This window comes from Micromonospora sp. NPDC047812, assembly GCF_040704175.1.
GTDB lineage: Bacteria > Actinomycetota > Actinomycetes > Mycobacteriales > Micromonosporaceae > Micromonospora.
Map to the genome: position 1 here is coordinate 1,258,875 of NZ_JBEYRY010000002.1, position 26,849 is coordinate 1,285,723.

Sequence of the window (26,849 nt, forward strand, 5' to 3'; positions counted from 1 at the left end):
ACTGCCGACGCCCCGGTGCGGATATCCGACAGCGGACCGGACGGACGACGACGCGGAACGGATCCGGCGGCACGGAACGGACCGGCGGCAGGGAACGGGCCGGTCACGCCGAGCGGGCCGGTCACGCCGGACGGGTCCGGCGGCGCGGAGACGGCTGCCCCGACGCCACCGGACCCGTCGCCGTCACATGCCCAGATCGCGCGCGATGATCATGCGCTGCACCTCGGACGTGCCCTCGCCGATCTCCAGGATCTTGGAGTCGCGCCAGAACCGGGCCACCGGGTACTCGTTCATGAAGCCGTAGCCACCGTGGATCTGGGTGGCCTCGCGGGCGTTGTCCACCGCGATGGTGCTGGCGTGCAGCTTGGCGATGGCGGCCTGCCGCTTGAACGGCTCACCGGCGAGCATCCGTGCGGCCGCGTCGTAGTAGGCCAGCCGGGCGGTGTGCGCCTTCATCTCCATGTCGGCGATCTTGAACTGGATCGCCTGGTAGTTGCCGATCGGCTGGCCGAACGCCTGGCGTTCCTTCGCGTACCTGATCGACTCGTCGACGCAGCCCTGCGCGAGGCCGACGGCCAGGGCGGCGATGGCGATCCGCCCCTCGTCGAGGATGCGCAGGAACTGGGCGAAGCCCCGGCCGCGCTCGCCGAGCAGGTTCGCCGCCGGCACCCGGCAGTCGTCGAAGGTCAGCTCGTGGGTGTCCGAGGCGTTCCAGCCGACCTTGGAGTAGCCCGGCGCGACGGTGAAGCCCGGCGTACCCGAGGGGACGATGATGGTGGACAGCTCCTTGGCGCCGTCCGGGCGGGTGCCGGTGACCGCGGTGACGGTGACCAGCGCCGTGATGTCGGTGCCCGAGTTGGTGATGAAGGCCTTGGAGCCGTTGATCACCCACTCGTCCGTGGACTCGTCGAGCACCGCGCGAGTCTGGGTGCCGCCGGCGTCCGAGCCGGTGCCCGGCTCGGTCAGTCCGAAGCCGGCCAGCGCCTCGCCGCTGAGCAGCTTCGGCAGCCACGTCGCCTTCTGCTCGTCGGTGCCGAAGCGGTAGATCGGCATCGCGCCGAGCGAGACCGCCGCCTCCAGGGTGATGGCGACGCTCGAGTCGACCCGGGCCAGCTCCTCCAGCGCCAGGCAGAGCGCGAAGTAGTCGCCGCCCATGCCGCCGTGCTCCTCGGCGAAGGGCAGGCCGAACAGGCCCATCTTGCCCATCTGCCGGATCACCTCGTACGGGAAGGTGTGCTTCTCGTAGTGCTCCGCGATGACCGGGGCGACCACCTCGCGCGCGAATTCCCGCACGCTCTCCCGCAGCGCCTCTTGCTCCTCGGTGAGCCGGAAGTCCATGGAATCCTCCTGTGTGGATGGGCCGCCGGGCGCTCGTGACGCCGGGAACGGACGGGTCGCTGGTGCGGTGCGGGCCCGCCGGCCGGCCGGGTGGGCCGGCGGCGGGATCAGACCGGGGTGACGCCGTGCCGGCGCCGGGAGAAGTGCCGCTCCTTGGTGCGGGCGGCGGCGAACCGGCGGACCAGCTCGGCGCGCAGCTCGTGCGGCTCGACGATCGCGTCGATGACCAGCTCGCTGGCGAGCCGGACCACGTCGATGTCGCGCTCGTACTCCTCGCGCTTCGCGGCGACGAACGCCGCCCGCTCGGCCTCGTCCTCGATCGCGGCGATCTTGTTCGCGTAGACCGCGTTGACCGCCGCCTCCGCGCCCATCACCGCGATCTTGGCGGTGGGCAGCGCGATCGTGGCGTCCGGCTCGAAGCCGGGACCGGCCATCGCGTAGAGACCGGCGCCGTACGCCTTGCGGACCACCACGCAGATCTTCGGTACGGTCGCCTCGGAGATCGCGGTGATCATCTTGGCGCCGTGCCGGATGATGCCCTGCCTCTCCACCGCGCTGCCGACCATGAACCCGGGCACGTCGGAAAGGAAGAGCAGCGGCACGTTGAACGCGTCGCAGAGCTGCACGAAGCGGGTCGCCTTGTCGGCCGAGTCGACGAAGAGCACGCCGCCCTTGAACATCGAGTTGTTGCCGACCACGCCGACGACCTCGCCGTTGAGCCGGCCGAAGCCGATGGTCAGCTCCTTGGCCCAGAGCGCCTGGATCTCGAAGAAGGAGCCGTCGTCGAGCAGGCCCTTGACGTACCGCCGCATGTCGAACGCCTGCCGCTCGCTCGCCGGCACCAGCGCGGCCAGGTCGGCCTTCTCCGGCGCCTCGACGGCGGGCGCGGCCGGCGGCTGCTGCGTCCAGTTCGCCGGCAGGTACGACAGGTAGCGCCGCACCACGTCGAGCGCGTCGGCCTCGGTCTTGCAGAGGAAGTGCCCGACGCCCGACTCGGCGCAGTGCACCTTGGCGCCGCCCATCGCCTCCAGCGTGGTCTTCTCGCCGGTGACCATCTCGACCATCCGGTCGGAGCCGAGGTACATGCTGGCGTTGCCGTCGACCATGGCGACCACGTCGCAGAACGCCGGGATGTACGCCCCGCCGGCCGCGCTCGGCCCGAACAGCGCGCAGACCTGCGGGATGGAACCGGAGGCGCGGACCTGGTTCCAGAAGATCTTGCCGGCGCCACGGCGGCCGGGGAAGAGGTCGACCTGGTCGGTGATCCGGGCGCCGGCCGAGTCGACCAGGTAGACCATCGGCACGCTGGTCGAGTAGGCACGCTCGATGATCCGGATGATCTTCTCGACGGTGCGGGCGCCCCAGCTGCCCGCCTTGACCGTGGAGTCGTTCGCCATCAGGCAGACCGGGCGGCCGTCGATGGTGGCGGTGCCGGTCACCACGCCGTCGGCCGGGAGGCCCTCGGCCATCGCGTTGGCGTAGAGGCCGTCCTCGACGAAGGAGCCCTCGTCGACCAGGAGCGCGACCCGCTCCCGGGCGAAGAGCTTGCCCTTGGCGGCGTTCGCCGCGTGGTACTTGTCCGCACCGCCGGCCCGGGCCCGCTTCCGCAGCTGCTCCAGTGCCTCACCGTCGAGCGTCACGCCGACTCCCTCGCCACCTGAGCCGGTCACCTCGCGGGCCGACCGACTGACCTGAACGATCGTTAGGCTAGCGCATCCCCCCACCCCCCGGCGACCCACGGGCGGCGGAGGCGACACCACCCGCCCGCGCCCGCGACGAGGCATTGAAAATCATGAATACCTAGGGCTACGCTCCGGACACCCCTCCTCCCGGATCGGAGTCAGCGATGACCTCACGACTCAACCGGCTCGCGGCCGCGTTCGCCGCGACGGCGCTCGCCACCCTCGGCGTCACGGTCGCCAACCCGACGCCCGCCTCGGCGGCCATGACCATCTGCTACAACACCAGCCAGGCGGGCAGCTTCGCCGGCACCGCCAACCAGGCCGCCTCGATCTGGAACAACGCCACGTCGAACCTGACGCTCACGGCGAACTGCGGATCCAACCTGCGGATCTACCAGATCACCGGCGGCGGCTCGTACGCCGTCCGGACCAGCCTGGGCAACGGGCGGGTCTACATCGACACCCAGCAGGCCCAGCAGTACAGCCCGCTGCGGATCATGACCCACGAGATCGGGCACATCCTCGGCCTGCCCGACAACTACAACGGCAACTGCGCGATCCTGATGTCCGGCGGCAGCGCCGGCACCAGCTGCACCAACCCGTACCCGAGCACCACCGAGGCCAACCGGGTGTCCAGCCTCTTCGCCGGCACCTTCAGCACCAACCGCGTCGGGTCGCAGATCTTCCGCGACAGCTGGCCGGCCACGCCCGCCAGGGTGGGCTGACCGACCGGGCACGTCGGAGGGGCCGGCACGACGCCGGCCCCTCCCCGCGTCTCCTCAGCCCGGCAGCGGCGTCAGCCGGGTACGCGGGCCCGCGCGGAGCACCCCCGACGGGAGCCGCTTGCCGACCAGCTCCTCGGCCAGCTCGGCCACCTCGACCAGGGCGTCCAGGTCGATGCCGGTGTCGACGCCCATGTCGTGCAGCATGTGCACCGCCTCCTCGGTGGCCAGGTTGCCGCTGGCCCCGGGCGCGTACGGGCAGCCACCGAGGCCGCCGACGCTGGCGTCGAACTCGGTCACGCCCAGCTCCAGCGCGGTCAGCATGTTGGCCAGCGCGGTGCCCCGGGTGTTGTGGAAGTGCAGCAGCACGGGGACGTGCGCGTTGCGGTCGCGTACCGCCGTCAGCAGCTCGCGGACCCGCCGGGGCGTACCCATGCCGGTCGTGTCGCCGAAGGCCACCCGGTCGGCGCCGTCGCGGACCACCCGGTCCACGATGGCGGCCACCCGGGCCGGGTCGGTGTCCCCCTCGTACGGGCAGCCGAAGCTGGTCGCCACGATCACCTCGGCCTGCGCGCCGGCGCCGTGCAGCAGGTCGATCAGCTCGGCGATGTCGTCGAGCGACTCCTCGGTGGAGCGGTTCACGTTGCGCCGGTTGTGCGTGTCGCTGGCCGAGACCACCACCTCGATCTCGGTGAAGCCGGCGGCCAGGGCCCGCTGCGCGCCCCGGGTGTTCGGCACCAGCGCCGAGTAGCGCACGCCGTCGGCCTTCGCGGCCCGCTGCCACACCTCGTCGGCGTCGGCCATCTGCGGGATCGCCTTCGGGTGCACGAACGAGACGGCCTCGATCCGCCGCACGCCGGTGCCGGAGAGGGCGTCGAGCAGCCGCACCTTGGCCCCGGTCGGGATCGGCTCCTCGTTCTGGAGCCCGTCGCGCGGCCCGACCTCCCGGATCGACACGGAGTTCGGCATTTCCGCCATAAGGGGTCACCTCACTGGACGCAGTGCTTGTGCTGGGTCCCCCCAGCCTCCCACCCGCCCGCCCCGTTCCGCACCCAGCGGCGCCGATCATGAGGTTGACCGCGACGACAGCGGCGAACCGCACGGCCAACCTCATGATCGACGCAGCGGACCGGGTGGGGTGGGGAGTCAGCGCATGCGGGAGACGATGCCCGTGTCGTAGTCGCCGGAGAGGAACTCCTCGTTCTCCAGGAGTTCGGCGAAGAAGGGGAGGTTGTTCTTCGGGCCGGCCAGCTCGAACGCGGCCACCGCCGCCCGCGCCCGCTCGATCGCCTCGGCCCGGGTCGCGCCGCTGACGATCAGCTTGGCCATCAGGCTGTCGTAGAACGGGGTGACGGTGTTGCCCTCGACGTAGCCGGAGTCCACCCGGACGCCCTCGCCGCCCGGCTCCACCCAGGTCCTGATCACGCCGGGGCCGGGCAGGAAGCGCTTCGGGTCCTCGGCGTTGATCCGCAGCTCGATGGCGTGCCCGCGCGGGGCGAGCGCGTCCGGGTCGAAGGTGGGCGCCAGGCCGGCGGCCACCCGCAACTGCTCCTCGACCAGGTCGACGCCGTAGACCAGCTCGGTGACCGGGTGCTCCACCTGGAGCCGCGTGTTCATCTCCAGGAAGAAGAACTCCTGCGTGGCGGGGTCGAGCAGGCACTCGACGGTACCCGCATTGCGGTAGCCCACCGCCTCGCCGGCGCGCACGGCGGCGGCCAGGAAGCGCTCGCGCAGCTCCGGGGAGACCGCCGGCGACGGCGACTCCTCGACCAGCTTCTGGTTGCGCCGCTGCACCGAGCACTCCCGCTCGCCGAGGGCGACCACCCGGCCGTCGGCCAGGCCGAGGATCTGCACCTCGACGTGGCGCACCCGGGGGAAGTACCGCTCGATCAGCACCGAGCCGTCGCCGAACATCCGCTCGGCGAAGGAGCGCACCTTGTCGTACTCGGTGCGCAGCGCGGCCTCGTCGGTCGCCACGCCCATGCCCATGCCGCCGCCACCGGCCGCGGCCTTGACCATCACCGGGTAGCCGATCTCCGCCGCCGCGGCGACCGCCGCGTCGAGGTCGGCCGCCGGTTCGGTGGTGCCGGGCGCGACCGGCACGCCGGCCGCCGCCATCAGGTTCCGGGCGTTGATCTTGTCGCCCATCGCGGCGATCGCGTCCGCGCCGGGCCCGACCCAGATCAGCCCGCTCGCCTCGACGGTACGGGCGAAGTCGGCGTTCTCCGACAGGAAGCCGTAGCCGGGGTGGATGGCCTGCGCACCGGTCGACTTGGCGGCGGCGAGAACGGCCTCGACGTTGCGGTAGCTCTGGGCCGGGTTGGCCGGACCCACGCACACCGCCTCGTCGGCCTCGGTGACGAACGGCAGGCCGGCGTCGGCCTCCGAGTGCACCGCGATCGCGCGGACGCCGAGCCGCCTGGCGGTCCGGATGATCCGGCGGGCGATCTCGCCCCGGTTGGCGACCAGCAGCGACTCGATCATGTTTCCTCCCAGCGTCCAGGGTCGGGACGGTGCTAGGGAACCACGGCCGGGAGGTTACCGACGAGTTGGGGCCGGCGTCAGGATCCGGGGTGGGCCAGGAGGGCGGCCAGGGTGGCGGCGCGGAGCAGCTCGGCCCGGCGGCGCCGGTCCACCTCGCCACCCAGGAACGGCGTCGAGTTCATCAGGCCGAACGCGGCGTGGGCGAGCACCCGCGCCTCGCCGTCGGGCATGCCGGGATGCAGCGTGGTCAGCACCGTCACCCACTGTTCGACGTAGAGCCGCTGGAGCCGGCGGATCCGGCGGCGGGGCTCGTCGGGCAGCCGGTCCAGCTCGTGCAGGTGCAGGGCGATCACCGCCGGGTTGGCCAGCGCGAAGTCGACGTGGAAGTCGATCAGCGACTCGAGCGCGCCGCGCGGGTCGTCGGGGTGGCCGGTGGACCGCTGCTGGCCGCCGGCCAGCAGCTCCTCGCTGACCGGGATCAGCGCGGCGACCAGCATGGCCTCCTTGCCCGCGAAGTGGTGGTAGAGCGCCGGGCCGGTGACCCCGGCGGCCGCGCCGATGTCGTCCATCGAGACACCGTGGTAGCCCCGGGAGGCGAAGAGGCCGACCGCGATCTCCAGGATCTCGTCCTTGCGGGACCGGCGCCGGCCCGCCCCCGCGGCACCGTTCGCCCTGCCCCGTGCCTGCTGCTCCACCGTCACCGGGCAAGCGTAGACCTCGACCGGCCCGGCGTGGAGTCTCCGCTACCCGTCGGTTGGCTCACGTCCGGACCGGTACCCGACACGCCGGGTAGCGGTGTCCGACCCGTCCCGGCCCTTGACCCTCGACCCGGTCGAGCCCCGAGGGTCGCCGGCATGACCGCACCCCCGCTCGGCCGCGACTACCGGCTGCTCTGGTCCGCCGCCGTGTCCTCGCGGCTCGGCGACGCCCTGCGTACGCCGGCACTGGCGCTGCTGGCCGCGACGCTGACCCGCGATCCCCGGGTGATCGCGGCGGTGACCGTGGCCGGGCAGCTCCCGCCGCTGCTGTTCGGCCTGCTCGGCGGCGTGTACGCGGACCGCTGGGACCGCCGCCGGACGATGGCGGTGGTGGACGGGCTGCGCGCCGCCGTGGTCGGTGGACTCGCCCTCGCGGTCGCCCTGGACCGGGCCGGCGTCGCCGCGCTGGTGACGGTGGCGTTCCTGCTCGCCGCGCTCGGCACCCTCTTCGACGCCGCCTCGTTCGCGATGCTGCCGTCCGTGGTGCCGCCGGCGGCGCTGGCCCGGGCCAACGGCCGCCTCCAGGCCGGCTCGGCGGTGGCGGGCGGCTTCCTCGGGGCCCCCGCCGCCGGCGTGCTCTTCGCCCTGGCCGCCCCGCTGCCGTTCGCCGTGGACGCCGCCACCTTCCTCTGCGCCGCCCTGCTGACCCTCGCCCTCCGTCCGGCCCCGCCGCGCCCCCGCTCCCACCCCGGGCGACGGCGGTCGGTGTGGCGGGAGGGCGTCGAGGGGGTGCGGTGGGTACGCGGCGACGCGATGCTGTGGCGGCTGACCGTGGCGACCGCCGGGAGCAACCTGGCGATCAGCGGGCTGACGGCGGTGCTGGTGCTCTACGCGCTCGACGTGCTGCGGGTGCCACCGGCCGGGTACGGACTCTTCGCCGCCGGGGCGGTCCTCGGCGGGCTGGCCGGTGGGCTCGGGGCGGGTCGGTTGGCCGCCCGGCTCGGCACGGTGCCCGCGCTGCGCGTCGTGCTCGCCGGTCAGGCCGTCGCGCTGACCGGGCTCGCGCTCGCCCGGCATCCGGTGCCCGGCGGGCTGGCGCTGGCCGTGTTCGCGGCCGGCACCACGGTGTGGAACGGCCTGTGGGCCTCGTACGGACAGCGCCACGTGCCGGCCGCCCTGCTCGGCCGGGTGGGCGCCGCCCAGCGGATGGTCGGCCTGCTCACCGCGCCGGTCGGGGCGGCCCTCGCGGGCGTGGCCGGCGCGGCGTACGGGGTGGGACCGGTGGCGGCGGCGGTGGCCGGGGTCTTCGTGCTGGTCACCCTCGCGGCGTGGCGGGCGCTGCGACCGGCCGCGCCGGCACCGGCCGCCGGGCCCACCAGCGCCGGGACAGCAGCCCGGCCAGGGCGGCGCCCGTCGCGTTGAGCAGCACGTCGTCGGCCGAGGAGACCCGGCCGAGGTCGAGCGCGTACTGGAGCGACTCGACCAGCACGGAACCGGCCGCCCCGAGCAGGAACAGCCGGCCGACGCCGGCCAGCGCGGCCAGGCGTACCGGGGCGAAGAAGCCCAGCGCGGCGAAGACCAGCAGGTTGCCGACGACCTGGACCACGGCGGTCGCCGGCGGCCCGGTCAGCAGGTCCGCCAGGTCACGCAGCGGCACCGGGTCGACCTGCCGGGACGCGGGCCGGGGGGTGAGGATCATCCACACCCACGGCAGGGTGCCGGCCACCGCGCCCACCTCGGCGACGCTGCGCCGCCAGGACTCCCCGGCCGTCGCGGCGTCGCGCCGGTGACGCGCCAGCACGGCGGTGGACAGGGCGAGCAGGGGCAGCCCGGCGGCCACGGCGAGCAGCACGCCACCCCAGTCACGCCACACCTGGTCCACCGGGGCAGCCTAGCCGCGCGTACCGTCGCGCCGGTCGAGCCCGGAGAGGCGCATCGCGATCCGGTGCCGGGCCGGCGGCACGGCGTCGAGCAGGCGGAACAGCAGGTTGCGGGCCGGCCGGACGGCCGGCGGCAGGGTGGCGAGCCGGGTCAGGCGGGCGGCGAGGGCCACCACCTCCCCGGCCATCGGGCGACGCCGGGCCGCGTACCCGTCGAGCAGGGTGTCGGGCGCGCCGCCCAGCACGTCGGCGAGCGTGTCACCGAGGTCGACCGCGTCCACGATGCCCAGGTTCATGCCCTGGCCGCCGGCGGGGCTGTGCACGTGTCCGGCGTCGCCGGCGAGCAGCACCCGGCCGCTGCGGAAGGTGTCGGCGATCCGGTGGTGGATCCGGAACCGGGAGCCCCAGAGCACCTCCGTCACCCGGTCCGGGCGGCTCGCCGGCCCGCGCTCGTCGAGCAGCGCCTGGAGGTAGGCCCGGTCGGGGGCGGCGGGGGCCTCCGCCACCGCGGCGACCAGCCGGACCACCCCGTCGGGCAGCGGCGCCCAGACCAGCGGGCCGGAGCGGGCCAGGAAGAGGGACACCCGGTCGCGGGGCAGCGCGCTCTCCACGCGGACGTCGGCCAGGGCGAACGACTCCCCGCCGCCGGCCGGGCCGGAGAAGCCGATCCCGGCGTGCTCCCGCACCGTGCTGTGCATCCCGTCGGCGCCGACGAGGTAGCGGGCCCGGACCGTCGCGCCGCCCGCGAAGGTCGCGACCACGCCGGCCGCGTCGGCGGCCAGCCCGGTCAGCGCGTACGGACGCGACACCGGGACGCCGAGCGCGGCGAGCCGCCCGGCGAGCACCTCCTCGGTGACCGCCTGGGACACCAGCAGCGCGTAGGCGTGCCGGGACGGCAACGCGTGGAACGGCACGGCGAGCAGCACCCGGTCGCGGTCGCGGACCGTGAACCCCGGCGACCGCAGCCCGCGCGCCACCAGCGGGGCGCCGGCGCCGATCCGGTCCAGCGTCTCCAGGGTGTACGCGTGCACGACCGCCGCCCGGGAGGTCCGCGGCGGCCGGTCCAGCCGGTCGACCACGGTCACGTCGACCCCGCGCCGGGCCAGGGTCAGCGCGGCGGTCAGCCCCGTCGCGCCGGCACCCACCACCAGGACGTCCGTGTTCGTGGGCAGCATCGCCGACCTCCGTCCCACACATGCCAACGGTTGTTGGCAAACAGTTGTTGGCAACATTAGGCCCGCCGGAGATGAAGTGTCAACAGGCGTTGGCATACGGTCGTGGGCATGACCGACGCCGCACCGACCCGCGCCCGCCGCTCCGACGCCACCCGGGCGGCGATCCTCCGGGCCGCCCGGGAACGCTTCGCCGCCGACGGCTACGACCGGGCGACCATCCGGGCCATCGCGGCCGACGCCCGGATCGACCCGTCGATGGTGATGCGCTACTACGGCAGCAAGGAGGGGCTCTTCGCGGCGGCCGCCGAGTTCGACCTGCGGCTGCCCGAGCTGGCCGACATGCCGCCCGACCGGCTCGGCGAGCTGCTGGTCCGGCACGTCGTCGACCGGTGGGAGACCGACGGGACGATGGCCGCGCTGCTGCGTACCGCCGCCACCAACCCGGCGGCGGCCGAACGGATGCGCGGCATCTTCGCCGACCAGCTCACCACGGCGGTGGCCCGGGTCGTGCCCGACCCCGTGGAGGCCCCCCGGCGGGCCGGGCTGGTCGCCAGCCAGATGCTCGGCGTGGCGCTGACCCGGTACGTGCTCCGGCTGCCCCCGGTGGTCGACGCCGACCCGGCCGAGCTGGTCGCCTGGCTCGCGCCGACCGTCCAGCGCTACCTGCGCGGCACGCCCGACGCCTGACCGCGCCGCCGCCCGCCGCCCGACCACGCCGCCGCCCGCCACCTGACGCCCGACCGTGCCCAGGCCGCCGCCGCACCCGGCACCGGCGCTGCCCGGCACCGGTGTGCGGACAGCCGGCCACCCGCCCAACCTTTCCGGGCCCCGGTGCGTCTAGGTGGTGACGCGAACGCGCGACGGCCGGCCGGAGGGAGGGCGGATGGGACCGCCGACGATCGACGACGGGCGGGACGGCTACGTCACCTTCGTCGAGTGCCACCAGCACCGGCTGCTGCGCGCGGCCTACCTGGTCTGCGGCAACCGGCACCAGGCCGAGGACCTGCTCCAGGAGGCCCTGCTCAAGCTCGCCCTGCGCTGGGGCTCCGTACGCCACGGCGACCCGGCCGCGTACGTGCGGACCATCCTCTACCGCGACGCCGTCTCCTGGTGGCGCCGACGCCGCCGGGAGTGGCTGGCCGCGTACCCGCCGGAGCGGGCCACGGCCGAGGGCGACGGGGAACTGCGGCTCGCGCTGCGCGACGCGCTCGGGCACCTGCCGCCCCGGCAGCGGGCCGTGCTGGTGCTGCGCTACTTCGAGGACCTCACCGAGGCCGCCACCGCCGAGGCGCTCGGCGTCACCGTGGGCACCGTCAAGAGCCAGTGCCACGCGGCGCTGCGCCGGCTGCGGGAGGTCGCGCCGGATCTGGGACGCGACGAGGGACGGCCCGGCGGCGGCCTGGTCACCAGGATGGAGGTGAACCCGTGAGGGAAGAGGAACTGCACCGGCTGCTCACCGTCGCCGCCGAGGACGTCCGGCCGGCGCATCCCGCCGCGGCCGGCTGGGAACGGGCCCGCCGGGTGCGCCGCGCCCGCCGCGCCGCCGGCGCCACCGTGCTCGCGGTCGCCCTGATCACCGGCGGTACGGCACTGGCGCTGCGCCCCGACGCGCCGCCGCCACCGGCCACCACCGCGACCCCAAAGCAGAGCCCGACCCCGCACCCCGTGCCCGTGCAGACGCCCCCGGCCGAGCTGGCCTATCCCGGGCACCCGCTGGGCCGCCTCGGCGACCCGGTCGGCGCGACGCTCTCCGACCGGCCCGTACGCCGGGCACTGGCGCTGCACCAGCCGATCGACCCCGGGACCGGCGTCGCCGGCCGGATCCGGGTCCTCGGCGACGACGGCGTCGTACGGGACCTCGACGTGGTCACCCCCGCCCCGACCCGCGACGCCGAGGGCAACGAGGCGGTGCCGTTGAAGAGCGGGAGCCTCTCCCCGGACGGGCGGACGGCCGCCTTCGCCCAGACCGACGAGGTGATCGTGGTCGACCTGACCACCGCCGCCGTGCGCCGCCATCCGCTCAAGGGCTACCTGGAGCACGTCCTGTGGGCCGGCGACCGGCTGCTCGTCGGCGACGACGACACCACCTACGAGCTGGACCGGGGCACGGGCGCCGCCCGGAAGCTGCCGGTGTCGCCCTGGGACGTCGTCGCGCCCGAGCCGACGGCCCCGCCGAACGTGCTGCTCGAACTGGGCGGCACGCCGCCGAACCTGACGCAGGTCCGGTGGAGCAACGACGAGACGCACCGCGGCTTCGGCGCGGTCGACTTCCGCGCGCTACCGCCCGGTCACCGGGTCGACGAGTTCTACGGGCGGGGCTGGCAGCGCGGCGAACGGGTCGCCCGCGCCGGCTGGATCACCACCGGCACCATGGGCGGGCTGGAGGGCGTCGCGCTGCTGAACGCGCGGACGCGCGTGGTGACCTACCTGCTCGACCTGGGTCGCGACCGCTGGAAGGGCTGCTGCGAGGTGCTCGGCTGGGACTCCGACGGCGCGGTGCTGCTGCGCCACAACCCGGGCGGGCTGCTGCGCTGGCGGCCGGAGACCCGCGAGGTCACGGGCGTGACGCGGAACCTGTTCGGGGCGGTGTCGCTCCCCGCCGGTTGAGCGGGTCGCTTCTGCGGTCGTACCACCGAAGAGGCCGGTCCCCGCGCGACCGCAGCGGGCGCGCGGGGACCGGCCGACGCGTCAGCCCGCCAGGCCGCCGGGCTGGTCGCCCTTGACGACGGGGGCCCGGACCAGGTTGCCCCACTCGGTCCACGAGCCGTCGTAGTTGCGCACCTGCGGGTAGCCCAGCAGGTGCCGCAGCACGAACCAGGTGTGACTCGACCGCTCGCCGATCCGGCAGTACGCGACGATGTCGTCGTCCGGGCTCAGCCCGAGCTGGTCGGCGTAGATCGCGCGCAGCTCGTCCGCCGCCTTGAAGGTGCCGTCGTCGTTGGCGGCGGACTTCCACGGCTTGCTGACCGCGCCCGGGATGTGCCCGCCGCGCAGCGCGCCCTCCTGCGGATAGTCCGGCATGTGCAGCATCTCGCCGGTGTACTCGCCCGGCGACCGGACGTCGACCAGCGGGCGGCCCGCCGCCACGTGCGCCATGACCTGCTCGCGGTACGCCCGCACGGGCGCGTCGTTGCGCTGCGGCACCGGATAGTCGGCGTGCGGCCGGGCCGGCTTGTCCCGGGTCAGTTCGCGGCCCTCGGCGACCCACTTCTGCCGGCCGCCGTCGAGGAGCCGCACGTCCGGGTGGCCGAAGAGGGTGAACACCCACAGGGCGTACGCGGCCCACCAGTTGAAGTTGTCGCCGTAGAAGACGACGGTGTCGCCCCGGCCGATGCCCTTGGCGGCGCACAGCTCGGCGAAGCTCTTCGCGTCGAGGTAGTCGCGGGTCACCTGGTCGTTGAGTTCGGTGTGCCAGTCCACCTTGACGGCACCCGGGATGTGGCCGGTGTCGTAGAGCAGCACGTCCTCGTCGCACTCGACCACGACGAGGCCCTCGTCGCCCAGGTGCTCGGCCAGCCACCCGGTGGTGACCAACCGCTGCGGGTCCGCGTACGACTGGAGTCGGGGATCGGGATCGCTCGGCACAGACATGATCCCCAAGGTACGCCGCATCGCGGGCCGGCGGCCGGCCATCGGGAACGGCGTCGCCGGACGGTCAGGCGCGGCGGTGGGCGATCCGGCCGGCGACCACGGTCACCAGGCAGGTGCCGTCGGCGTCGAGGACCGCCAGGTCGGCACGCCCGCCGGGTGCCAGCGTCGGCGGTGCGGCGGCGGGCAGCACCAGCAGGTCGCTGCGCTCCACGGCGGCCCGCAGCGCCGGATCGGTCAGGCGACCGGCCAGCACGGCGGTCACCCCGAGGCGCAGCAGCGCGTGCACCCGCTCGCGGGGGGTGTCGGCGGCCGGCAGCGGCCCGTCGTGCACCAGCCCCGGCCCGAGCGTGCCCGGCCAGCGGCGGATCCGGGCTCCCGCGTACGCCTCGGTCAGCTCGGCCAGCGGCCCTACCGCGACGATCCGGTCGGCCCGGACCGCGACGGCGGCCCCGGCGGTGGGCGGGGCGTCGGGCGCGGTCCGCAGCAGCGGCGCGGTGTGCAGGGTGAGCACGTCTCAGTCGGCGATCGGGCCGAGCAACGGGCGCTTGGCGGTGACCGTGTCGCCGGAGGATCGGCCGGTGAGGCGGCGCTTGATCCACGGCGCCAGGTGCCGCCCGGCCCAGCGCAGGTCGGCGGCGCGGGCGGCCAGCCAGGGCGTGGGCGCCGGATGCGGCGGCACCATCAGCCACTCCTCGTCGCAGCCGACGCCCAGCGCGTTGAGCACCTGCGCCGCGACCCGACGGTGCCCGGCCTCCGACAGGTGCAGCCGGTCGGTGCTCCAGAGCATCGGGTTGAGGTACGCGTCGTCGGCGTACAGGTCGACCAGGATCGCGCCGTGCCGCTCGGCGGTCTCGCCGACGGCCCGGTTGAGCAGCTGCACCCGGGGCGCGACGAGGCGCTGGCCGGGCAGCCGGGCCATCACGTCGGCGAACCGGAAGAGGACCACGTCGGCGCCGCCGGAGCGCAGCCTCCGCACGACGTCGTCGAAGCGGGTGACCAGGGCGTCCGGGTCGAAGGTGCGGCGCAGCACGTCGTTGCCGCCGGCGGCGAAGCTGATCAGGTCGGGCTTCATGGCGAGCGCGGCGGGCACCTGCTCGGCTACCACGCTCGGGAAGAGCCGACCCCGGATGGCCAGGTTCGCGTACCGGAAGTCGGGGCCGGCCTCGGCGGCCAGCCGGGTGGCCACCAGGTCCGCCCAGCCCCGGTAGGTGCCGTCCGGGTACGCGTCGTCCATGCCCTCGGTGAAGCTGTCCCCGACCGCCACGTAACTGCGCCAGCGCACCTGATCATCCCTCCGACGTGCGGTGGGAAAGGGCGCCCCGGTGGAGGAAGGGTCCCTTCCCGACGCGGGACAGTCTCCACCAGGAGGGCCGGCGCCGGGGGGCACCGATGGACAAACGTGGCGGAGGTCATCGTGGGCGGCGGGGCCGTGCCCGCAGGCGTGATCCGGGACCGGGTCGCGGCCACGATCACCGCCGTGCGTCGATGCGAGGAGTTCGGGGACGCGGTCGGCAACCCTCGGAACGTCCCATTTGTGGGACCGCCGGCCGTCCCGCACGGTCCGGTCAGGTGGATGGCGGCGCCACCGGGTGCGCTGAGGTCTCCGGTGTGCGAGCCTCGTCCATACCTTTTTTACGAGGTCACACCACTTGTCACCGCCGGATCACCCTCTGCACCGCAGACGGCGACGCCGCCCGTACGTCCTGGGAGAAACACCGTGCCGAACCTCGACCTGGCACTGAAGACCGCGATGAGTATCGACGGCGCGATCGGCGCCGCACTCGTCGACTACAACAGTGGGATGACCCTCGGCGTGGCGGGCGGTACCGGGGAGATCGACCTGACCGTCGCCGCCGCCGGCAACACCGATGTCGTCCGTGCCAAGCTGCGCACCATCGAGATGCTCAACCTGAACGACGAGATCGAGGACATCCTCATCACCCTCGGCACGCAGTACCACCTGATCCGCCCGGTGACCAGCCGCACCGGCAAGGGGCTCTTCCTCTACCTGATGGTGAGCAAGAGCCGCGCCAACCTGGCCATGGCCCGCCACCAGCTGCGCAGCATCGAGGAGAGCCTGGAGCTGTGAGCGGGATCGACGACACCGAGACTCCCCTTCCCCGCCGTACCGCTCGCGGCACGGGGACCCTCCCGCCGCCTCGACCGTTGCCCCCGTCGCTGGCCGGGAGCACGTCGCTGCCGTACCCGGCGATCGGGCACGAGCTGTCGGAGTTGCGGCTACAGATCCCGGGGGTGCACGGCTGCGTCCTCGGCGGCGTGGACGGCCTGCTCATCACCCACAACCTGCAGACCGACGTGGACCCGAGCGACCTGGCGGCGCTCGCCGCCACCACGTACGGGCTGGGCCGGCAGGTCGGGCTCCGGCTGGGGCAGGGCGACTTCCAGCAGTCCACCGTCCGCAACGCCAACGGCTACCTGAGCGTCTACGCGGTCAGCTCACAGGCGCTGCTCGCGGTGGTCGGCGAGGACAGCATCAACGTGGCCCGGCTGCACCTGCACGCCCCGCCGGTGGCGAGGCGCCTCGAAGCCCTGCTGGAGCAGCCCGTCCGCGGTTCCTGAGGGCCGCCCCGCCCATCGCTCGGGCAGGGCCGCCCCTCGGGCAGGACAGCGTCGATCGGGCCGGGCCGCCCCTCGGGCAGGGCACGTCGGTCAGGCCGTCGGCCCACGTCGCAGGCGTACGGCGAGCAGCGCCAGGGTGGCGCCGGCCAGCGCCGCCCCGGCCAGGAACGTGCCGCGCGTCGAGGTGGCCGCCTGGACCGACCCGAGCAGCAGCGGCGAGACGAACAGGCCGGCGAAGGTGGCGCTGGCCAGCAGCGCGGTGGCCTGACCGCGCCGGGCGGGCGGCGAGTGTTCGGCCACCAGCACGGTCAGCGCCGGCACGACCAGCCCCATGCCGATCCCGAACACGGCCGGCGCGACGAGCATCAGCGCCGGCGAACCGGTCAGCCCCAGGGTGACCAGCGCGACCGCGAAGACGGCGAGGGTGACCGTGAGCAGCCGCGCCTGCCCCAGGCGGGCCCGGGCCCGCGCGTAGCCGAGACCGACGACGCTCATGGCCAGCGACGGGGCGGCCGTGAACAGCGCCACGGCGGCCGTCTCGGTGATGCCGACCTCGGCCAGCCGCTGCGGCAGGAACACCAGCACCCCGTACAGCAGCAGGCTGGTCACCGCCTGGAGGCCGTAGATCCCGACGAGCGGGGGATGCTGACGGAGCAGGTTCCACAGCGACCCCGACCGGCCCGGTGGCGCGCCGGAGCCGGCGGCGGCGCGACGGGCCGGGAGGACCCGGAGCGTGACCAGGCCCAGGGGCACCCCGACCAGGTAGACGCCGAAGGGGGCGTGCCAGGAGAGCCCGCCCAACACGCCGCCGAGCAGCGGGAAGAGCACCCCGCCGAGGCTGATCGCGGTGGACCGCCAGCCCATCGCCCGGTCGCGGGCCGCCCCCGCGTAGAGGTCGAGCAGCCCGAGCGTGGTCCCCGCGAAGACCAGCGCCGCGCCGACGCCGAACAGCAGGCGGGTGGCGATCAGCAGGGGATAGCTGTCGGTGACCAGGCCGGCGCCGCCCGCCAGGCCGTAGAGGATCAACCCCACGGCCAGCGGTACGCGCACCCCCCACCGGTCGATGGCGCGGCCGACCAGCGGGCCGGCGAGGGCGAGGGAGAGTCCGTGCGCGGTGAGGACGAGCCCTGCGGCGGTGCCGGTGAGCCGGAGTTCGCCGCGGATCAGCTCGACCACCGGGGTCAGCACCGCGCCCGCGAGCACGGTCAGCAGGGAGCCGGCGAGCAGGACGGCAGTCGCCGCCCGGCGGCCGGCGACGGGGGCGGTGGCGGCGGGATCCGCGGCGACGCCGGTCACGAGCGGGCCGCCTGTTCCGCCCCCCGCCGGGCGGGCTCGGCCGCCGGCGGCCGGGCCGGATTCGCCGTCACCGGCGTGGCCGGGGGCTCCGGCGTCGACCGGCGGATCGGGGCCAGGGCCACCGCCCAGGTGAGCAGTTCGTCGAGCATCGCGGCCAGGCCGCGCTCCTGGTGCGCGGCGGGGGTCGGGCGCTCCCCGGTGAAGTCGGTGGGCAGGGACAGCCCGACGGCGGTACGCACTCCGGCGACCCGGACCTCCGCCAGCACCAGGCGCAGCGCCTCGACGGCCCGCCAGCCCCCGCTCACGCCGTACCCGACGAAGCCGGCCGCCTTGTGGTGCCACTCGGCGAACAGGTAGTCGATCGCGTTCTTGCAGGCGGCCGAGGTGGAGTGGTTGTACTCCGGGGTGACGAAGACGAACCCGTCGCACGGCTCGACGGCGGCGGCCCAGGCCCGGGTGTGCGGGTGGCGGTAGTCGCCGAACGCCGCCGGGACCGGCTCGTCCAGCAGGGGCAGGTTGAAGTCGGCGAGGTCGAGCATCCCGAACGCGACACCGGGATGTCGCTCGCGGGCGAGGTCGTGCACCCAGTCGGCCACCGCCCTGCCCCGCCGTCCGGGCCGCGTCGACCCCACGACGATTCCGATCCGTATCGGCTCCATGACGCGAGTCTTCAACCTCGACCATGGTCGAGGTCAAGCCGTTAGCATGCCGACATGGCGAGCCTTCCGCCCCACCACACCGAGCTGACCGTCGGCCAGGTCGCGGCCCGCACCGGCGTCGCCGTCACGGCCCTGCACTTCTATGAGGCCAAGGGGCTGATCCACAGTCGACGCACCAGCGGCGGACAGCGCCGCTACCCCCGCGACGTCATCCGGCGGGTGTCCTTCATCCGGGTCGCCCAACGGGTCGGCATCCCGCTCCGGCTCGTCGCCGAGGCGCTGGCCGGCCTGCCGGACGGGCGTACCCCGACCCGGGAGGACTGGGCCCTGCTCTCCACCACCTGGCAGGCCGAGCTCGACCAGCGCATCGCCCAGCTCCAGCACCTGCGCGACGACCTGACCGACTGCATCGGGTGCGGCTGCCTCTCCATCGACCGCTGCCTCCTGCGCAACGCGAACGACCACCTCGGCGAGACCGGCCAGGGCCCGCGCCGACTGCTCGGTCCGCGAGCCGTGCCGGACGACAGCCCCGGCACCTCTCCCACGCCCTCGGAGGCTGGTCCGACCCGGAGCCGTCGCGTCCCATGACACGACGGCTCCGGCGACAGGGCGGCCAGTCCGGGGAGCCGGGCGACGGCTCAGGGCACGTACGCCAGCAACGCCATGTTCCGCAACGAGGCGGTCTCGGCGACCGTGCCGCGTGGTGCGAAGGTGCTGTCCAGCACGCTGATTCCGGTGCTCCGCTTGACGATCACCCGGTGGTCGACGGTGAACAGGATGCTGCGGATCTCGTCCCGGCCCGGCAGCTCCACCACCTTGCTCGTGGTGGTGTCGACCACCGCGAAGCTGCTGTCCCTACGGGACGGGTCGGTGCCCAGCCACCCGACCGCCACGTACCGGCCGTCGATCGACACGCTCTGGGCCCGCCAACCGCCCCAGCGCGCGGCCTCCTCCTTCGGCGGCGTGTAGCTGTACTGCCGCGACTGCGTCCCGTCGGTCACGAACGGCGCGTCCTCCACCACCGCGGCCAGCCAGCCACCATCGGCTGACCAGCACCGGTCGGTCTCCTGCCCCGGGTCACCGTTGACCCGCTTGTTGGCCGCCACGTCGAGCAGCACCGACTGCCCGCCCTTCCTCCGCACCATCAGCAGGTCGCCGCCCTGCCAGACCAGCGGCCTGGCGTCGAGGCAGTTGACGTCGTCCAGCAGCCTGGTCGCCCCCGGCTTCCCGATCGCGCCGGCCATCAGCACACCGCTGGTGTCGCCGTCGGTGCTGTCCTGCACCCAGGCCACCCGCTTGCCGTCCGGCGAGACGGTGAGGGTGTTCCACTCGCATCCGTAGGTGTCGTACTCGACCTGGTGGACCACCTGGTCGGTGCTGCCCCGGACGGCGTGGATCCGGGCCCTGGTGGACGTGGTCTCCAGGTAGTACCGGGTGCCGGCGAGAACGGATGCCGGCAACGCCTGCGAGTTGGTCGGTGAGGCGCTGTCCGAGGGCTCCGAGGTCGGGGTGACCTCGACCGGTGGCCAACTGCTGGTGATCGACGGGCCGGCCGGCCCGGGCACGGGCGCCTGGCCGCTGGGCCGGATGGCGAGCGCGGTCCCGGTCGCGGCAGCCATCAGCACCAGGGCGGCGGCGCAGGTCGCGACGGCCCGCTGGATGCCGATCCGGCGGGACGTACGCAGGGCCCGGTCCCGCAGGTCGACCGGGGTGACCTCGTCGGCGAGGTCGGTGAGGTCGAGCCGGAGGCGGTCGTCGTTCATCGGGCGCTTCCTTCCAGGACGTACAGCTCGGCGAGTTCCGGGGCGACGGTGCGCAGCTTGGCCAGGGCCTTGAAGGTCTGGCTCTTCACGGTGCCGGCGGTCACGCCGAGCAGTTCGGCGGTCTCTGCCTCGGTGCGGTCCTCGAAGAACCGCAGGACCAGCACGGCGCGCTGCTTGGCGGAGAGCTTCTGCAACGCGCCCCGCAGGGTGAGCCGGAGCGTGGTCTGCTGGGCGTGGTCTGGGGTCGAGTCGCCTCCGCGCGTCTCGGGCATCTCGCCTGGCATCGACTCGGCCACCCGGCGGCGCCGCCACCAGGAGACCTGCAGGTGGTACATGGTCTTGCGGGTGTAAGCCTCGGCGTTTCCGCTGTGGTGCAGCCGGTTCCACGAGCGGTGGGTCCGGGCCAGGGCGGATTGGACGAGGTCCTCGGCGAGGTGCTGGTCGCCGGTGAGCAGGTACGCCGAACGCAGCAGCGCGGGCGTACGGGTCCGCACGAACGAGTCGAACTCACTCAGGAGAGGGTCCACACGAGCCGATCCTTGGGGTAGGCGGTGCATCATCGTGACGCCCTCCCAGACGTCACCGTGACGCAGCAGGGTTGCCGTGGGCGGCAGTTTCGTGCCTCGCGGGGAACAAATCGGATCGCCGGCCGCCGGTACCCGCCGTACGCTGCGCCAATGCTGCTACGCATGTCGACCCTGCTGCTCCGGACCCTGCGCGAGGACCCGGCGGACGCGGAGGTGCCGAGCCACCGGCTCCTGCTGCGCGCCGGCTACATCCGTCGCGCCGCACCGGGCGGCTACACCTGGCTGCCGCTGGGCAAGCTGGTGCTGGACCGGGTCACCGAGGTGGTCCGGCAGGAGATGACGGCGATCGGCGACCAGGAGGTGCACTTCCCGGCACTGCTGCCGGCCGAGCCCTACCGGACCAGCGGCCGGTGGACGGAGTACGGCGACGACATCTTCACCCTCGCCGACCGGCGCGGCGCGGAGCACCTGCTCGCGCCCACCCACGAGGAACTGGCCGCGCTGCTGGTCAAGGACCTGTTCAGCTCGTACCGGGACTTCCCGGTGACGCTCTTCCAGATCCAGACGAAGTTCCGGGACGAGGCCCGTCCGCGTGCCGGACTGCTGCGCGGGCGCGAGTTCCTGATGAAGGACGCCTACTCGTTCGACCTCGACGAGGCGGGACTCGCGGCGGCGTACGAGCGGCACCGCGGGGCGTACCGGCGGATCTTCGACCGGCTCGGGCTGGAGCACACCGTCGTGCGCGCGACCTCCGGGGCGATGGGCGGTTCGGCGTCGGAGGAGTTCCTGGCGGCGACGCCCGTCGGCGAGGACACCTTCGTCGGCTGCACCGCCTGCGACTACGCGGCCAACACCGAGGCGGTGACCACGCCCGCCCCGCCGGCCGGCGACCCGGACGCGCAGCCGGCGGCCGAGGTGCACGACACCCCCGAGACCCCGACCATCGCCAGCCTGGTCGAGCTGGCCAACGCCCGACGCCTGGGCGGGCGGGACGACTGGACCGCCGCCGACACCCTGAAGAACGTGGTGCTCGCCCTGCGCCGCCCCGGCGCGGAGGAGGCCGAGCTGCTGGTGGTCGGGCTGCCCGGCGACCGGGAGGTCGACCTGAAGCGACTCGGCGCGGCGGTCGCCCCGGCCACCGTGGACGTCTTCGACGGCTGGGACGCCCACCCGGAGCTGGTCCGTGGCTACATCGGCCCGCAGGTCATGGCGAAGCTGGGCATCCGCTACCTGGCCGATCCCCGGGTGGTGCCGGGCAGCGCGTGGCTGACCGGCGCCAACGAGCCGGGCCGGCACGCGACGGGGGTGGTCTGCGGCCGGGACTTCGTGCCGGACGGCACGATCGAGGCGGCCGAGGTGCGGCCCGGTGACCCCTGCCCGGCCTGCGGCACGGGCGTGCTGACCATGCGGCGGGGCATCGAGATCGGGCACATCTTCCAGCTCGGTCGCCGCTACACCGACGCCTTCGCCGTCGACGTGCTCGGCCCCGCCGGCAAGCCCGTCCGGCCCACCATGGGCTGCTACGGGATCGGGGTGTCCCGCGCGGTCGCCGCGATCGTCGAGCAGCACCACGACGAGCGGGGACTGGTCTGGCCGGAGGCGGTCGCGCCCTGCGACGTACACCTGGTGGCTGCCGGAAAGGGACCGCAGCTGGACGCGGCGCTGGAGCTCGGCGGGCGGCTCGCCGCCGCCGGCCTGCGGGTGCTCGTCGACGACCGGACGCACGTCTCCGCCGGGGTGAAGTTCACCGACGCCGAGCTGATCGGCATCCCGCGCGCCGTCGTGGTCGGCCGCCGTCTCGCCGAGGGGTACGTGGAACTGCGCGACCGGGCGTCCGGCGAGCGCGTCGAACTGCCGGTCGACGGGGTGGCGGACCAACTCGTCGAACGGGTACACCGGGAGCGCGGGAACGTGGTGTAGCGAACGTGTCACGGGGTACCGCAGTCCGATCGACTGAATGCGTTCTGGAGGCTCTCATGACCGGTTACCGGGTCAGCGACGTGATGACGAAGCAGGTCATCTACCTGCCCGCCGAGACCACCCTGGATGAGGCGGCCAGGGTGATGAAGGAGGCGGACATCGGCGACGTGGTGGTCACCGACGGCGCCACCCTCGCCGGCATGCTCACCGACCGCGACATCGTCGTCCGGGCGGTGGCCGAGCGCAGCGACCCGGCCACCACCACGATCGGCTCGATCATCACCCGCGAGGTGGTGATGATCGAGCAGCACTCGACCGCGGCCGAGGCGGCGGCCCTGATGCGGGAGCGGGGCATCCGGCGGGTGCTGGTCTGCGACGCCGAACGCAAGCTGGTCGGCATCGTCTCCCTCGGCGACCTCGCGATGCAGCTCGACCCCAACTCGGCGTTGAGCGAGATCAGCGAGCAGGCGCCCACCGCCTGAGATACGCGGAAGGGCCCTTCCTGACGCCCGTGGCGCAGGAGGGGTCCCCGGCCGGCGGCGGTAGCCTCGAAGTCATGTCATCCATGCCGGCCAGGCTTTCCGAGATCGTCGACGAGTTCGCCGCCGCGCCCCGCGACGTGGTGCTGGAGATGCTGCTGGAGTACGCCGACGTCATCCCGCCGCTGCCCGCCGACGCCGCCGACCGGGAGGGCATGGAGCAGGTGCCGGAGTGCCAGACGGCGTTCTTCCTGCGCGCCCGGGTGACCCCGGAGAAGACGGTGGAGACGCTCTTCGACTGCCCGCCGGAGGCGCCCACCACCCGTGCGTTCGCCGGCATCCTCGCCGAGGGGCTGGCCGGGGCGAGCGCGGACGAGGTGCTCGCCGTGCCCGACGACCTCTACCAGCGGATGGGACTGGCCCAGGCGATCAGCCCGCTGCGGGTGCGCGGCGGCACGGCCATCCTGGCCCGGCTCAAGCGGCAGGTCCGGGAACAGACCAGCTAGACGGAGGGTTGTCACCCGACATGGAGATCGAGATCTACGCCGACGTCGTGTGCCCCTGGTGCTACATCGGCAAGCGTCGGCTGGAGCAGGCCCTGGAGTCGTACGACGGCGAGGTGACCGTCCGCTACCGGCCGTTCCAGCTCGATCCGTCGCCGGTGCCGGAGCCGCGACCGCTGGTCGACGCGATGGCCGCGAAGTTCGGCGGGCCGGACCGCGTCCGGCAGATGTTCGGTCAGGTGACGGAGGTGGCGGGCCAGGTCGGCCTGAAGCTCGACTTCGACCGCGCGGTCGCGGCGAACACGTTCGACGCGCACCGCCTGGTCGCCTGGGCCACCGACCGGGGACGCGCCGCCGAGATGGTCGACGCGCTCTACCGCGCCCACTTCACCGACGGCGTCGACGTCGGCTCCCGGGACGCGCTCGCCGCGCTCGCCGCCGAGGTGGGTCTGGACGCGGCCGAGGCACGCCGCTTTCTCGACTCGGACGAACGGGTGGCGGAACTCTCCGACGAGCTGGCCACCGCCCGGCAGATCGGGGTGACCAGCGTGCCCACCTTCGTGCTGGCCGGCAGGTACGCGGTCACCGGCGCCCAGGAGCCGGAGACGCTGCTCGCGGCCCTGGCCGAGGTGCACCGCCGCGAGGCCGAGGCCGACTGACCCGCCGACGGCGGCGAGGCCGACCTCCGGCGGCGGACATCGACGGGCGCGATGTTTCACGTGCAACGGCATCGACGTCCATGATCGGTCAGGCCGGCCTGGCCAGCCCTTCCACCACGCGCGCGCCGGGCAACGCGCCGAGCGCCGGCCCGGGCAGCGCGATCTTGCTGTGCCGTACGCCCGACCCGATGATCACGTGCGGGGCGGCTATCACCCGCGCGTCGACCAGGATCGGCCACTGCTCCGGCAGGCCGATCGGGGTGATGCCGCCGTACTCCATGCCGGTCAGCTCCACCGCGTCGGCCATCGGCGCGAAGCTCGCCTTCCGCACGTCGAGCGCCCGGCGGGCCACCCCGTTGACGTCCACGCGGGTGGTGGCGAGCACGACGCAGGCCGCGTAGCGCACTACCCCCTCACGCTTGCCGGCCACCACCACGCAGTTGGCCGACTCGTCCAGCCCCACCTCGTACGCGGCACAGAAGGCGGCGGTGTCGGCGAGCTCGGCGTCGATCGGCGCCACCAGCACGTCGTCGACGTCCACCGGCGCCTCGGCGGGCCACTGCCCGACGGCGGCGGCGACCGGCGGAGCGAGCAGGTCGAGCCGGCTGCGGGCGGGTTCGGTCTTCAGCGTCCCCATCACGCCTGCGATCCTCGCACCCGCCCGCGCCCGGGGTTCCACCACCAGCAGCGACCGGAACCATCGCCGACAGGGGGCACCCCTAATCGATCGGCATAGGGTCCCGGGGACGTGTGGGAGCGGGTGGTGCCGGGTACCGGCGATCGGCATGAGTGAACTTCCGCTGCACATACTGACCGACGCAGGCTTCACCACCGACGAGGCGAACTCCATCGTCGATCACCTCCTCAAGGGTGTCGACACCCACGACGGGAGGGGCGAGACCGACCGGATCGACGTCGAGGCGCTCCCGGAGGAGAAGAAGGCGGCCATCGACAAGTTCAACCTGGCCGTGGCCGCCGACTTCTAGTCACCCCGGGCACCGGCCCGTCCCGGAGCACCGGTTCCGTCCCGGGGCCGCCGGGACGGGCCGGCCGGAAGCAGGAAGACCCGGCCTGCCGGGACCGGTCAGTTGCCGGTGAGGAAGCCGTTGTCGCGGAGCAGCGCGCGGTCCCGGACGGAGGCCAGTTCCTCCGCCCGCTCGGCCTGGACCCGGCGCACCTCCATCTCCTCCAGGGCGTGGCGGATGGCGAGCCGGATCACGCCGTAGAGGAAGACGAACCCGGCGACGTACAGGATGACGGTGGCGACCATGGCGAACATGGCGTCACGGTAGGCCGGACGTGAATGCGCGGGCCGTTCATCTTGCGCCGGTTCCCCCGTACGTGTCGGCGAGGTGGTCGGCCCAGGTCCGGACGCCCTTCGGGGTCGCCCCGGTGACCAGGCCGCCCGAGCGCAGGGCGCGACCGAGCCTGCCCGGTATCCGGACCGGGAGCAGCGGGCGGCGGGACCGCCGGGCGGCCGCCCACGCGCGGGCCGCGTCGTCGAAGCGGAGCACCTCCGGGCCGCCGTACTCCTCGACGCCGCGCAGCGGGCCGGCGGTGAGCCGCCGGACGAGGCGGTCCGCGACCTCGCCGGGGTCGACCGGCTGGGCGAGTACGGCCGGGTCGCCGATCACCGGACCGAGGCGGCTCGCCCCGCGCAGCATCCCGTCGAGGAACTCCGGGAACTGGGTCGCCCGCAGCACCGTCCACGGCACCGTCCCGGCCGCCACGACCTGCTCGGCGGCGAGCTTGTGCCGGTAGTAGGGGATCGGCACCCGGTCCACCCCGACGATCGAGACGAAGACCAGGTGCCGTACGCCCGCCTGGCCGGCGGCGACGACCAGCCGGCGGGTGCCGAGCACGTCGACCCGGTGGGTCTGCCGCCCCCGGTTCGGTGCCGAGGCCAGGTGTAGTACGCCGTCCACGCCGGCCACCGCCTCGATTACCCCCTCCCCGGTGGCCAGGTCGGCCACCACCCACCGCACCGACGAGCCGGTACGCGCCCGCCGGCTCGTCGCCCGGACGTCCCAACCCTCGGCGCGCAGCCGGGGCAGCACCACCCGCCCGAGCCGACCGCCCGCCCCGGTGACCAGCACCCGCATGGTTCCCTCCCTCTCCGGCCGTCGCGCGTCCGCCGCGCGACGTGGTGGTGACGGCGCCCGGCCCACGCGTGTGACCGGCTGCGCGTCGACTCACCGCGACAGGCCGGCTCACGGCAGCAGGCCGGCTCACCGGAGCAGGTCGGCCGCCGTCAGCACCACGAAGAACCCGACGACGATCTCGCTGACCACCCAGGAGTGCCGTCCGGCCCAGTCCCGGATCGGGGGCAGCACCGCCTCGGCCCGGCGACCGAGCAGCAGCAGCGCCAGCAGCGGCAGGGCTAGCAGCGCCAGGGTGAGCAGGACGAACGGCAGCAGGTGCCACCAGGACAGGTCGTGCCGGGCGGCGCTCGCCCCGACGGTGAGCATGGTGAGGTCGTCGGTCGGCATGGCCAGGAAGAGCAGCACGCCGAGCCGCAGCGCGTACGCCGGGCTCGCCCGCTGGAGGCCGCTCATCCACTTCGGCGGGCCGGCGGTGTGCCGGCGCAGGAGGACGACCACCGCCAGGACGACCAGCGACGCCAGTACGACCACGTCGATTCGGCTCTCGACCGCGCGCCGCCCGAGCCCGGCACCGACGTCGACCTTGACGGCCCGGGTGACCAGCCAGCTCGCCGTCACCCCGCCCGCCACCACGAGCCCCGCCCCGCTCAGGTAGCCCAGCGACGCGGCACGCGGCCGGTCCGCCGAGGCGAGAAAGACCGCCGCGACCAGCTGCGTCCCGGCGACCATCACCACGGCCATCGGCAGGATGGTCAGGAAGTTCATCGCCCGCCCATCCTCCCGGGCCGGCG

The 26,849-nt window shown here is 74.1% G+C and carries 30 protein-coding genes and 1 pseudogene; 13 read left to right on the forward strand and 18 right to left on the reverse strand.

The features are described from left to right. Positions 1-183 precede the first annotated feature (183 nt). The gene (locus AB0883_RS13685; RefSeq protein ID WP_121397345.1) at positions 184-1,338 is read right to left on the reverse strand and encodes an acyl-CoA dehydrogenase family protein; all 1,155 of its coding nucleotides are present in this window, start codon (positions 1,336-1,338) and stop codon (positions 184-186) included. Between the two features lie 107 nt (positions 1,339-1,445). Continuing rightward, entirely contained in the window at positions 1,446-2,978 is a 1,533-nt protein-coding gene (locus AB0883_RS13690; RefSeq protein WP_366641463.1) for an acyl-CoA carboxylase subunit beta, read from the reverse strand. A 206-nt stretch (positions 2,979-3,184) separates the two neighbouring features. On the opposite strand from AB0883_RS13690, the gene AB0883_RS13695 reads away from it, so the two are divergent. After that, the gene (locus tag AB0883_RS13695) at positions 3,185-3,745 is read left to right on the forward strand and encodes a snapalysin family zinc-dependent metalloprotease (protein ID WP_366641464.1); all 561 of its coding nucleotides are present in this window, start codon (positions 3,185-3,187) and stop codon (positions 3,743-3,745) included. A 54-nt stretch (positions 3,746-3,799) separates the two neighbouring features. On the opposite strand, the gene AB0883_RS13700 is transcribed toward AB0883_RS13695, so the two are convergent. The 3 genes from AB0883_RS13700 to AB0883_RS13710 all read right to left on the reverse strand — a co-directional run bounded on the left by AB0883_RS13700 (position 3,800) and on the right by AB0883_RS13710 (position 6,927). After that, a complete protein-coding gene (locus tag AB0883_RS13700; protein WP_366641737.1) occupies positions 3,800-4,711 on the reverse strand; it encodes a hydroxymethylglutaryl-CoA lyase in 912 nt (303 codons plus the stop codon). Between the two features lie 177 nt (positions 4,712-4,888). Beyond that, positions 4,889-6,226, reverse strand: a complete 1,338-nt coding sequence (locus AB0883_RS13705; RefSeq protein WP_366641465.1) for a biotin carboxylase N-terminal domain-containing protein — start codon at positions 6,224-6,226, stop codon at positions 4,889-4,891. 77 nt (positions 6,227-6,303) lie between these two features. Continuing rightward, positions 6,304-6,927: a TetR/AcrR family transcriptional regulator gene (locus tag AB0883_RS13710; RefSeq protein ID WP_366641466.1), complete on the reverse strand. Its 624-nt coding sequence runs from the start codon at positions 6,925-6,927 to the stop codon at positions 6,304-6,306. A 153-nt stretch (positions 6,928-7,080) separates the two neighbouring features. Here AB0883_RS13710 and AB0883_RS13715 point away from each other — a divergent pair, with 153 nt between their 5' ends. Beyond that, positions 7,081-8,346, forward strand: a complete 1,266-nt coding sequence (locus AB0883_RS13715) for an MFS transporter (protein ID WP_366641467.1) — start codon at positions 7,081-7,083, stop codon at positions 8,344-8,346. Here AB0883_RS13715 and AB0883_RS13720 read toward each other — a convergent pair. Then, positions 8,240-8,806 carry a VanZ family protein gene (locus AB0883_RS13720; RefSeq protein WP_366641468.1) on the reverse strand — a complete coding sequence of 189 codons (567 nt, stop codon included), beginning with the start codon at positions 8,804-8,806 and terminating at the stop codon, positions 8,240-8,242. The genes AB0883_RS13715 and AB0883_RS13720 overlap by 107 nt on opposite strands. A 9-nt stretch (positions 8,807-8,815) precedes the next feature. Then, entirely contained in the window at positions 8,816-9,979 is a 1,164-nt protein-coding gene (locus AB0883_RS13725) for an FAD-dependent oxidoreductase (RefSeq protein WP_366641469.1), read from the reverse strand. A gap of 108 nt (positions 9,980-10,087) precedes the next feature. On the opposite strand from AB0883_RS13725, the gene AB0883_RS13730 reads away from it, so the two are divergent. The 3 genes from AB0883_RS13730 to AB0883_RS13740 all read left to right on the forward strand — a co-directional run bounded on the left by AB0883_RS13730 (position 10,088) and on the right by AB0883_RS13740 (position 12,586). Then, on the forward strand, positions 10,088-10,666 hold the full coding sequence (locus AB0883_RS13730; RefSeq protein ID WP_366641470.1) for a TetR family transcriptional regulator: 579 nt from the start codon (positions 10,088-10,090) through the stop codon (positions 10,664-10,666). A gap of 196 nt (positions 10,667-10,862) precedes the next feature. Beyond that, complete coding sequence (locus tag AB0883_RS13735; RefSeq protein WP_366641471.1) at positions 10,863-11,408, forward strand: SigE family RNA polymerase sigma factor; 546 nt, start codon at positions 10,863-10,865, stop codon at positions 11,406-11,408. After that, positions 11,405-12,586 carry a hypothetical protein gene (locus AB0883_RS13740; protein ID WP_366641472.1) on the forward strand — a complete coding sequence of 394 codons (1,182 nt, stop codon included), beginning with the start codon at positions 11,405-11,407 and terminating at the stop codon, positions 12,584-12,586. Before AB0883_RS13735 ends, AB0883_RS13740 begins: the two co-directional genes overlap by 4 nt. An 81-nt stretch (positions 12,587-12,667) precedes the next feature. On the opposite strand, the gene AB0883_RS13745 is transcribed toward AB0883_RS13740, so the two are convergent. The 3 genes from AB0883_RS13745 to AB0883_RS13755 all read right to left on the reverse strand — a co-directional run bounded on the left by AB0883_RS13745 (position 12,668) and on the right by AB0883_RS13755 (position 14,852). Further along, entirely contained in the window at positions 12,668-13,570 is a 903-nt protein-coding gene (locus AB0883_RS13745; protein WP_366641473.1) for a sulfurtransferase, read from the reverse strand. A 64-nt stretch (positions 13,571-13,634) separates the two neighbouring features. Further along, entirely contained in the window at positions 13,635-14,081 is a 447-nt protein-coding gene (locus AB0883_RS13750) for a hypothetical protein (protein ID WP_366641474.1), read from the reverse strand. Positions 14,082-14,084: 3 nt separating this feature from the next. Next, positions 14,085-14,852, reverse strand: a complete 768-nt coding sequence (locus AB0883_RS13755) for an SGNH/GDSL hydrolase family protein (protein WP_366641475.1) — start codon at positions 14,850-14,852, stop codon at positions 14,085-14,087. Between the two features lie 435 nt (positions 14,853-15,287). Between AB0883_RS13755 and AB0883_RS13760 the strand changes: the two genes are divergently transcribed. Together AB0883_RS13760 and AB0883_RS13765 are read left to right on the forward strand one after the other, a co-directional pair. Continuing rightward, positions 15,288-15,659, forward strand: a complete 372-nt coding sequence (locus AB0883_RS13760) for a hypothetical protein (RefSeq protein ID WP_132235405.1) — start codon at positions 15,288-15,290, stop codon at positions 15,657-15,659. Next, positions 15,656-16,150, forward strand: a complete 495-nt coding sequence (locus AB0883_RS13765) for a roadblock/LC7 domain-containing protein (RefSeq protein ID WP_366641476.1) — start codon at positions 15,656-15,658, stop codon at positions 16,148-16,150. The genes AB0883_RS13760 and AB0883_RS13765 overlap by 4 nt, the downstream gene beginning before the upstream one ends. 90 nt (positions 16,151-16,240) lie before the next feature. Here the strand turns inward: AB0883_RS13765 and AB0883_RS13770 are convergent, their stop codons facing one another. Both AB0883_RS13770 and AB0883_RS13775 read right to left on the reverse strand, forming a co-directional pair. Continuing rightward, entirely contained in the window at positions 16,241-17,446 is a 1,206-nt protein-coding gene (locus AB0883_RS13770; RefSeq protein ID WP_366641477.1) for an MFS transporter, read from the reverse strand. 98 nt (positions 17,447-17,544) lie between these two features. Then, positions 17,545-18,105 (reverse strand): annotated as a pseudogene (locus AB0883_RS13775) (NAD(P)H-dependent oxidoreductase); the annotation flags it as partial. Between the two features lie 54 nt (positions 18,106-18,159). On the opposite strand from AB0883_RS13775, the gene soxR reads away from it, so the two are divergent. After that, positions 18,160-18,693, forward strand: coding sequence for a redox-sensitive transcriptional activator SoxR (gene soxR / locus AB0883_RS13780; RefSeq protein WP_366641478.1), 534 nt, complete (start codon positions 18,160-18,162; stop codon positions 18,691-18,693). A gap of 50 nt (positions 18,694-18,743) precedes the next feature. Here the strand turns inward: soxR and AB0883_RS13785 are convergent, their stop codons facing one another. Both AB0883_RS13785 and AB0883_RS13790 read right to left on the reverse strand, forming a co-directional pair. Further along, a complete protein-coding gene (locus AB0883_RS13785) occupies positions 18,744-19,868 on the reverse strand; it encodes a hypothetical protein (RefSeq protein WP_366641479.1) in 1,125 nt (374 codons plus the stop codon). Further along, positions 19,865-20,395 (reverse strand): SigE family RNA polymerase sigma factor, encoded by a 531-nt coding sequence (locus AB0883_RS13790; RefSeq protein WP_366641480.1) that lies wholly within the window; start codon positions 20,393-20,395, stop codon positions 19,865-19,867. Before AB0883_RS13790 ends, AB0883_RS13785 begins: the two co-directional genes overlap by 4 nt. A gap of 150 nt (positions 20,396-20,545) precedes the next feature. Here AB0883_RS13790 and AB0883_RS13795 point away from each other — a divergent pair, with 150 nt between their 5' ends. From AB0883_RS13795 to AB0883_RS13810, 4 genes are all read left to right on the forward strand, one after another. Beyond that, the gene (locus AB0883_RS13795; protein WP_366641481.1) at positions 20,546-22,315 is read left to right on the forward strand and encodes a proline--tRNA ligase; all 1,770 of its coding nucleotides are present in this window, start codon (positions 20,546-20,548) and stop codon (positions 22,313-22,315) included. Between the two features lie 56 nt (positions 22,316-22,371). Further along, positions 22,372-22,797, forward strand: a complete 426-nt coding sequence (locus tag AB0883_RS13800) for a CBS domain-containing protein (RefSeq protein ID WP_366641482.1) — start codon at positions 22,372-22,374, stop codon at positions 22,795-22,797. Between the two features lie 74 nt (positions 22,798-22,871). Then, positions 22,872-23,300 carry a SufE family protein gene (locus tag AB0883_RS13805; RefSeq protein ID WP_327030052.1) on the forward strand — a complete coding sequence of 143 codons (429 nt, stop codon included), beginning with the start codon at positions 22,872-22,874 and terminating at the stop codon, positions 23,298-23,300. A gap of 20 nt (positions 23,301-23,320) precedes the next feature. Then, positions 23,321-23,956, forward strand: coding sequence for a DsbA family oxidoreductase (locus AB0883_RS13810; protein ID WP_366641483.1), 636 nt, complete (start codon positions 23,321-23,323; stop codon positions 23,954-23,956). Between the two features lie 88 nt (positions 23,957-24,044). Here AB0883_RS13810 and AB0883_RS13815 read toward each other — a convergent pair whose 3' ends face one another. Next, positions 24,045-24,593, reverse strand: coding sequence for a YbaK/EbsC family protein (locus tag AB0883_RS13815; protein ID WP_121397377.1), 549 nt, complete (start codon positions 24,591-24,593; stop codon positions 24,045-24,047). Between the two features lie 148 nt (positions 24,594-24,741). Between AB0883_RS13815 and AB0883_RS13820 the strand changes: the two genes are divergently transcribed. Further along, complete coding sequence (locus AB0883_RS13820; protein WP_121397378.1) at positions 24,742-24,942, forward strand: hypothetical protein; 201 nt, start codon at positions 24,742-24,744, stop codon at positions 24,940-24,942. Between the two features lie 98 nt (positions 24,943-25,040). Here the strand turns inward: AB0883_RS13820 and AB0883_RS13825 are convergent, their stop codons facing one another. The 3 genes from AB0883_RS13825 to AB0883_RS13835 form a co-directional block, all read right to left on the reverse strand. After that, positions 25,041-25,235, reverse strand: a complete 195-nt coding sequence (locus AB0883_RS13825) for a hypothetical protein (protein ID WP_121397379.1) — start codon at positions 25,233-25,235, stop codon at positions 25,041-25,043. 37 nt (positions 25,236-25,272) lie between these two features. Beyond that, positions 25,273-26,058: an NAD(P)H-binding protein gene (locus AB0883_RS13830; protein WP_366641484.1), complete on the reverse strand. Its 786-nt coding sequence runs from the start codon at positions 26,056-26,058 to the stop codon at positions 25,273-25,275. A gap of 126 nt (positions 26,059-26,184) precedes the next feature. Further along, positions 26,185-26,823 (reverse strand): GAP family protein, encoded by a 639-nt coding sequence (locus AB0883_RS13835; RefSeq protein WP_366641485.1) that lies wholly within the window; start codon positions 26,821-26,823, stop codon positions 26,185-26,187. Positions 26,824-26,849 lie beyond the last annotated feature (26 nt).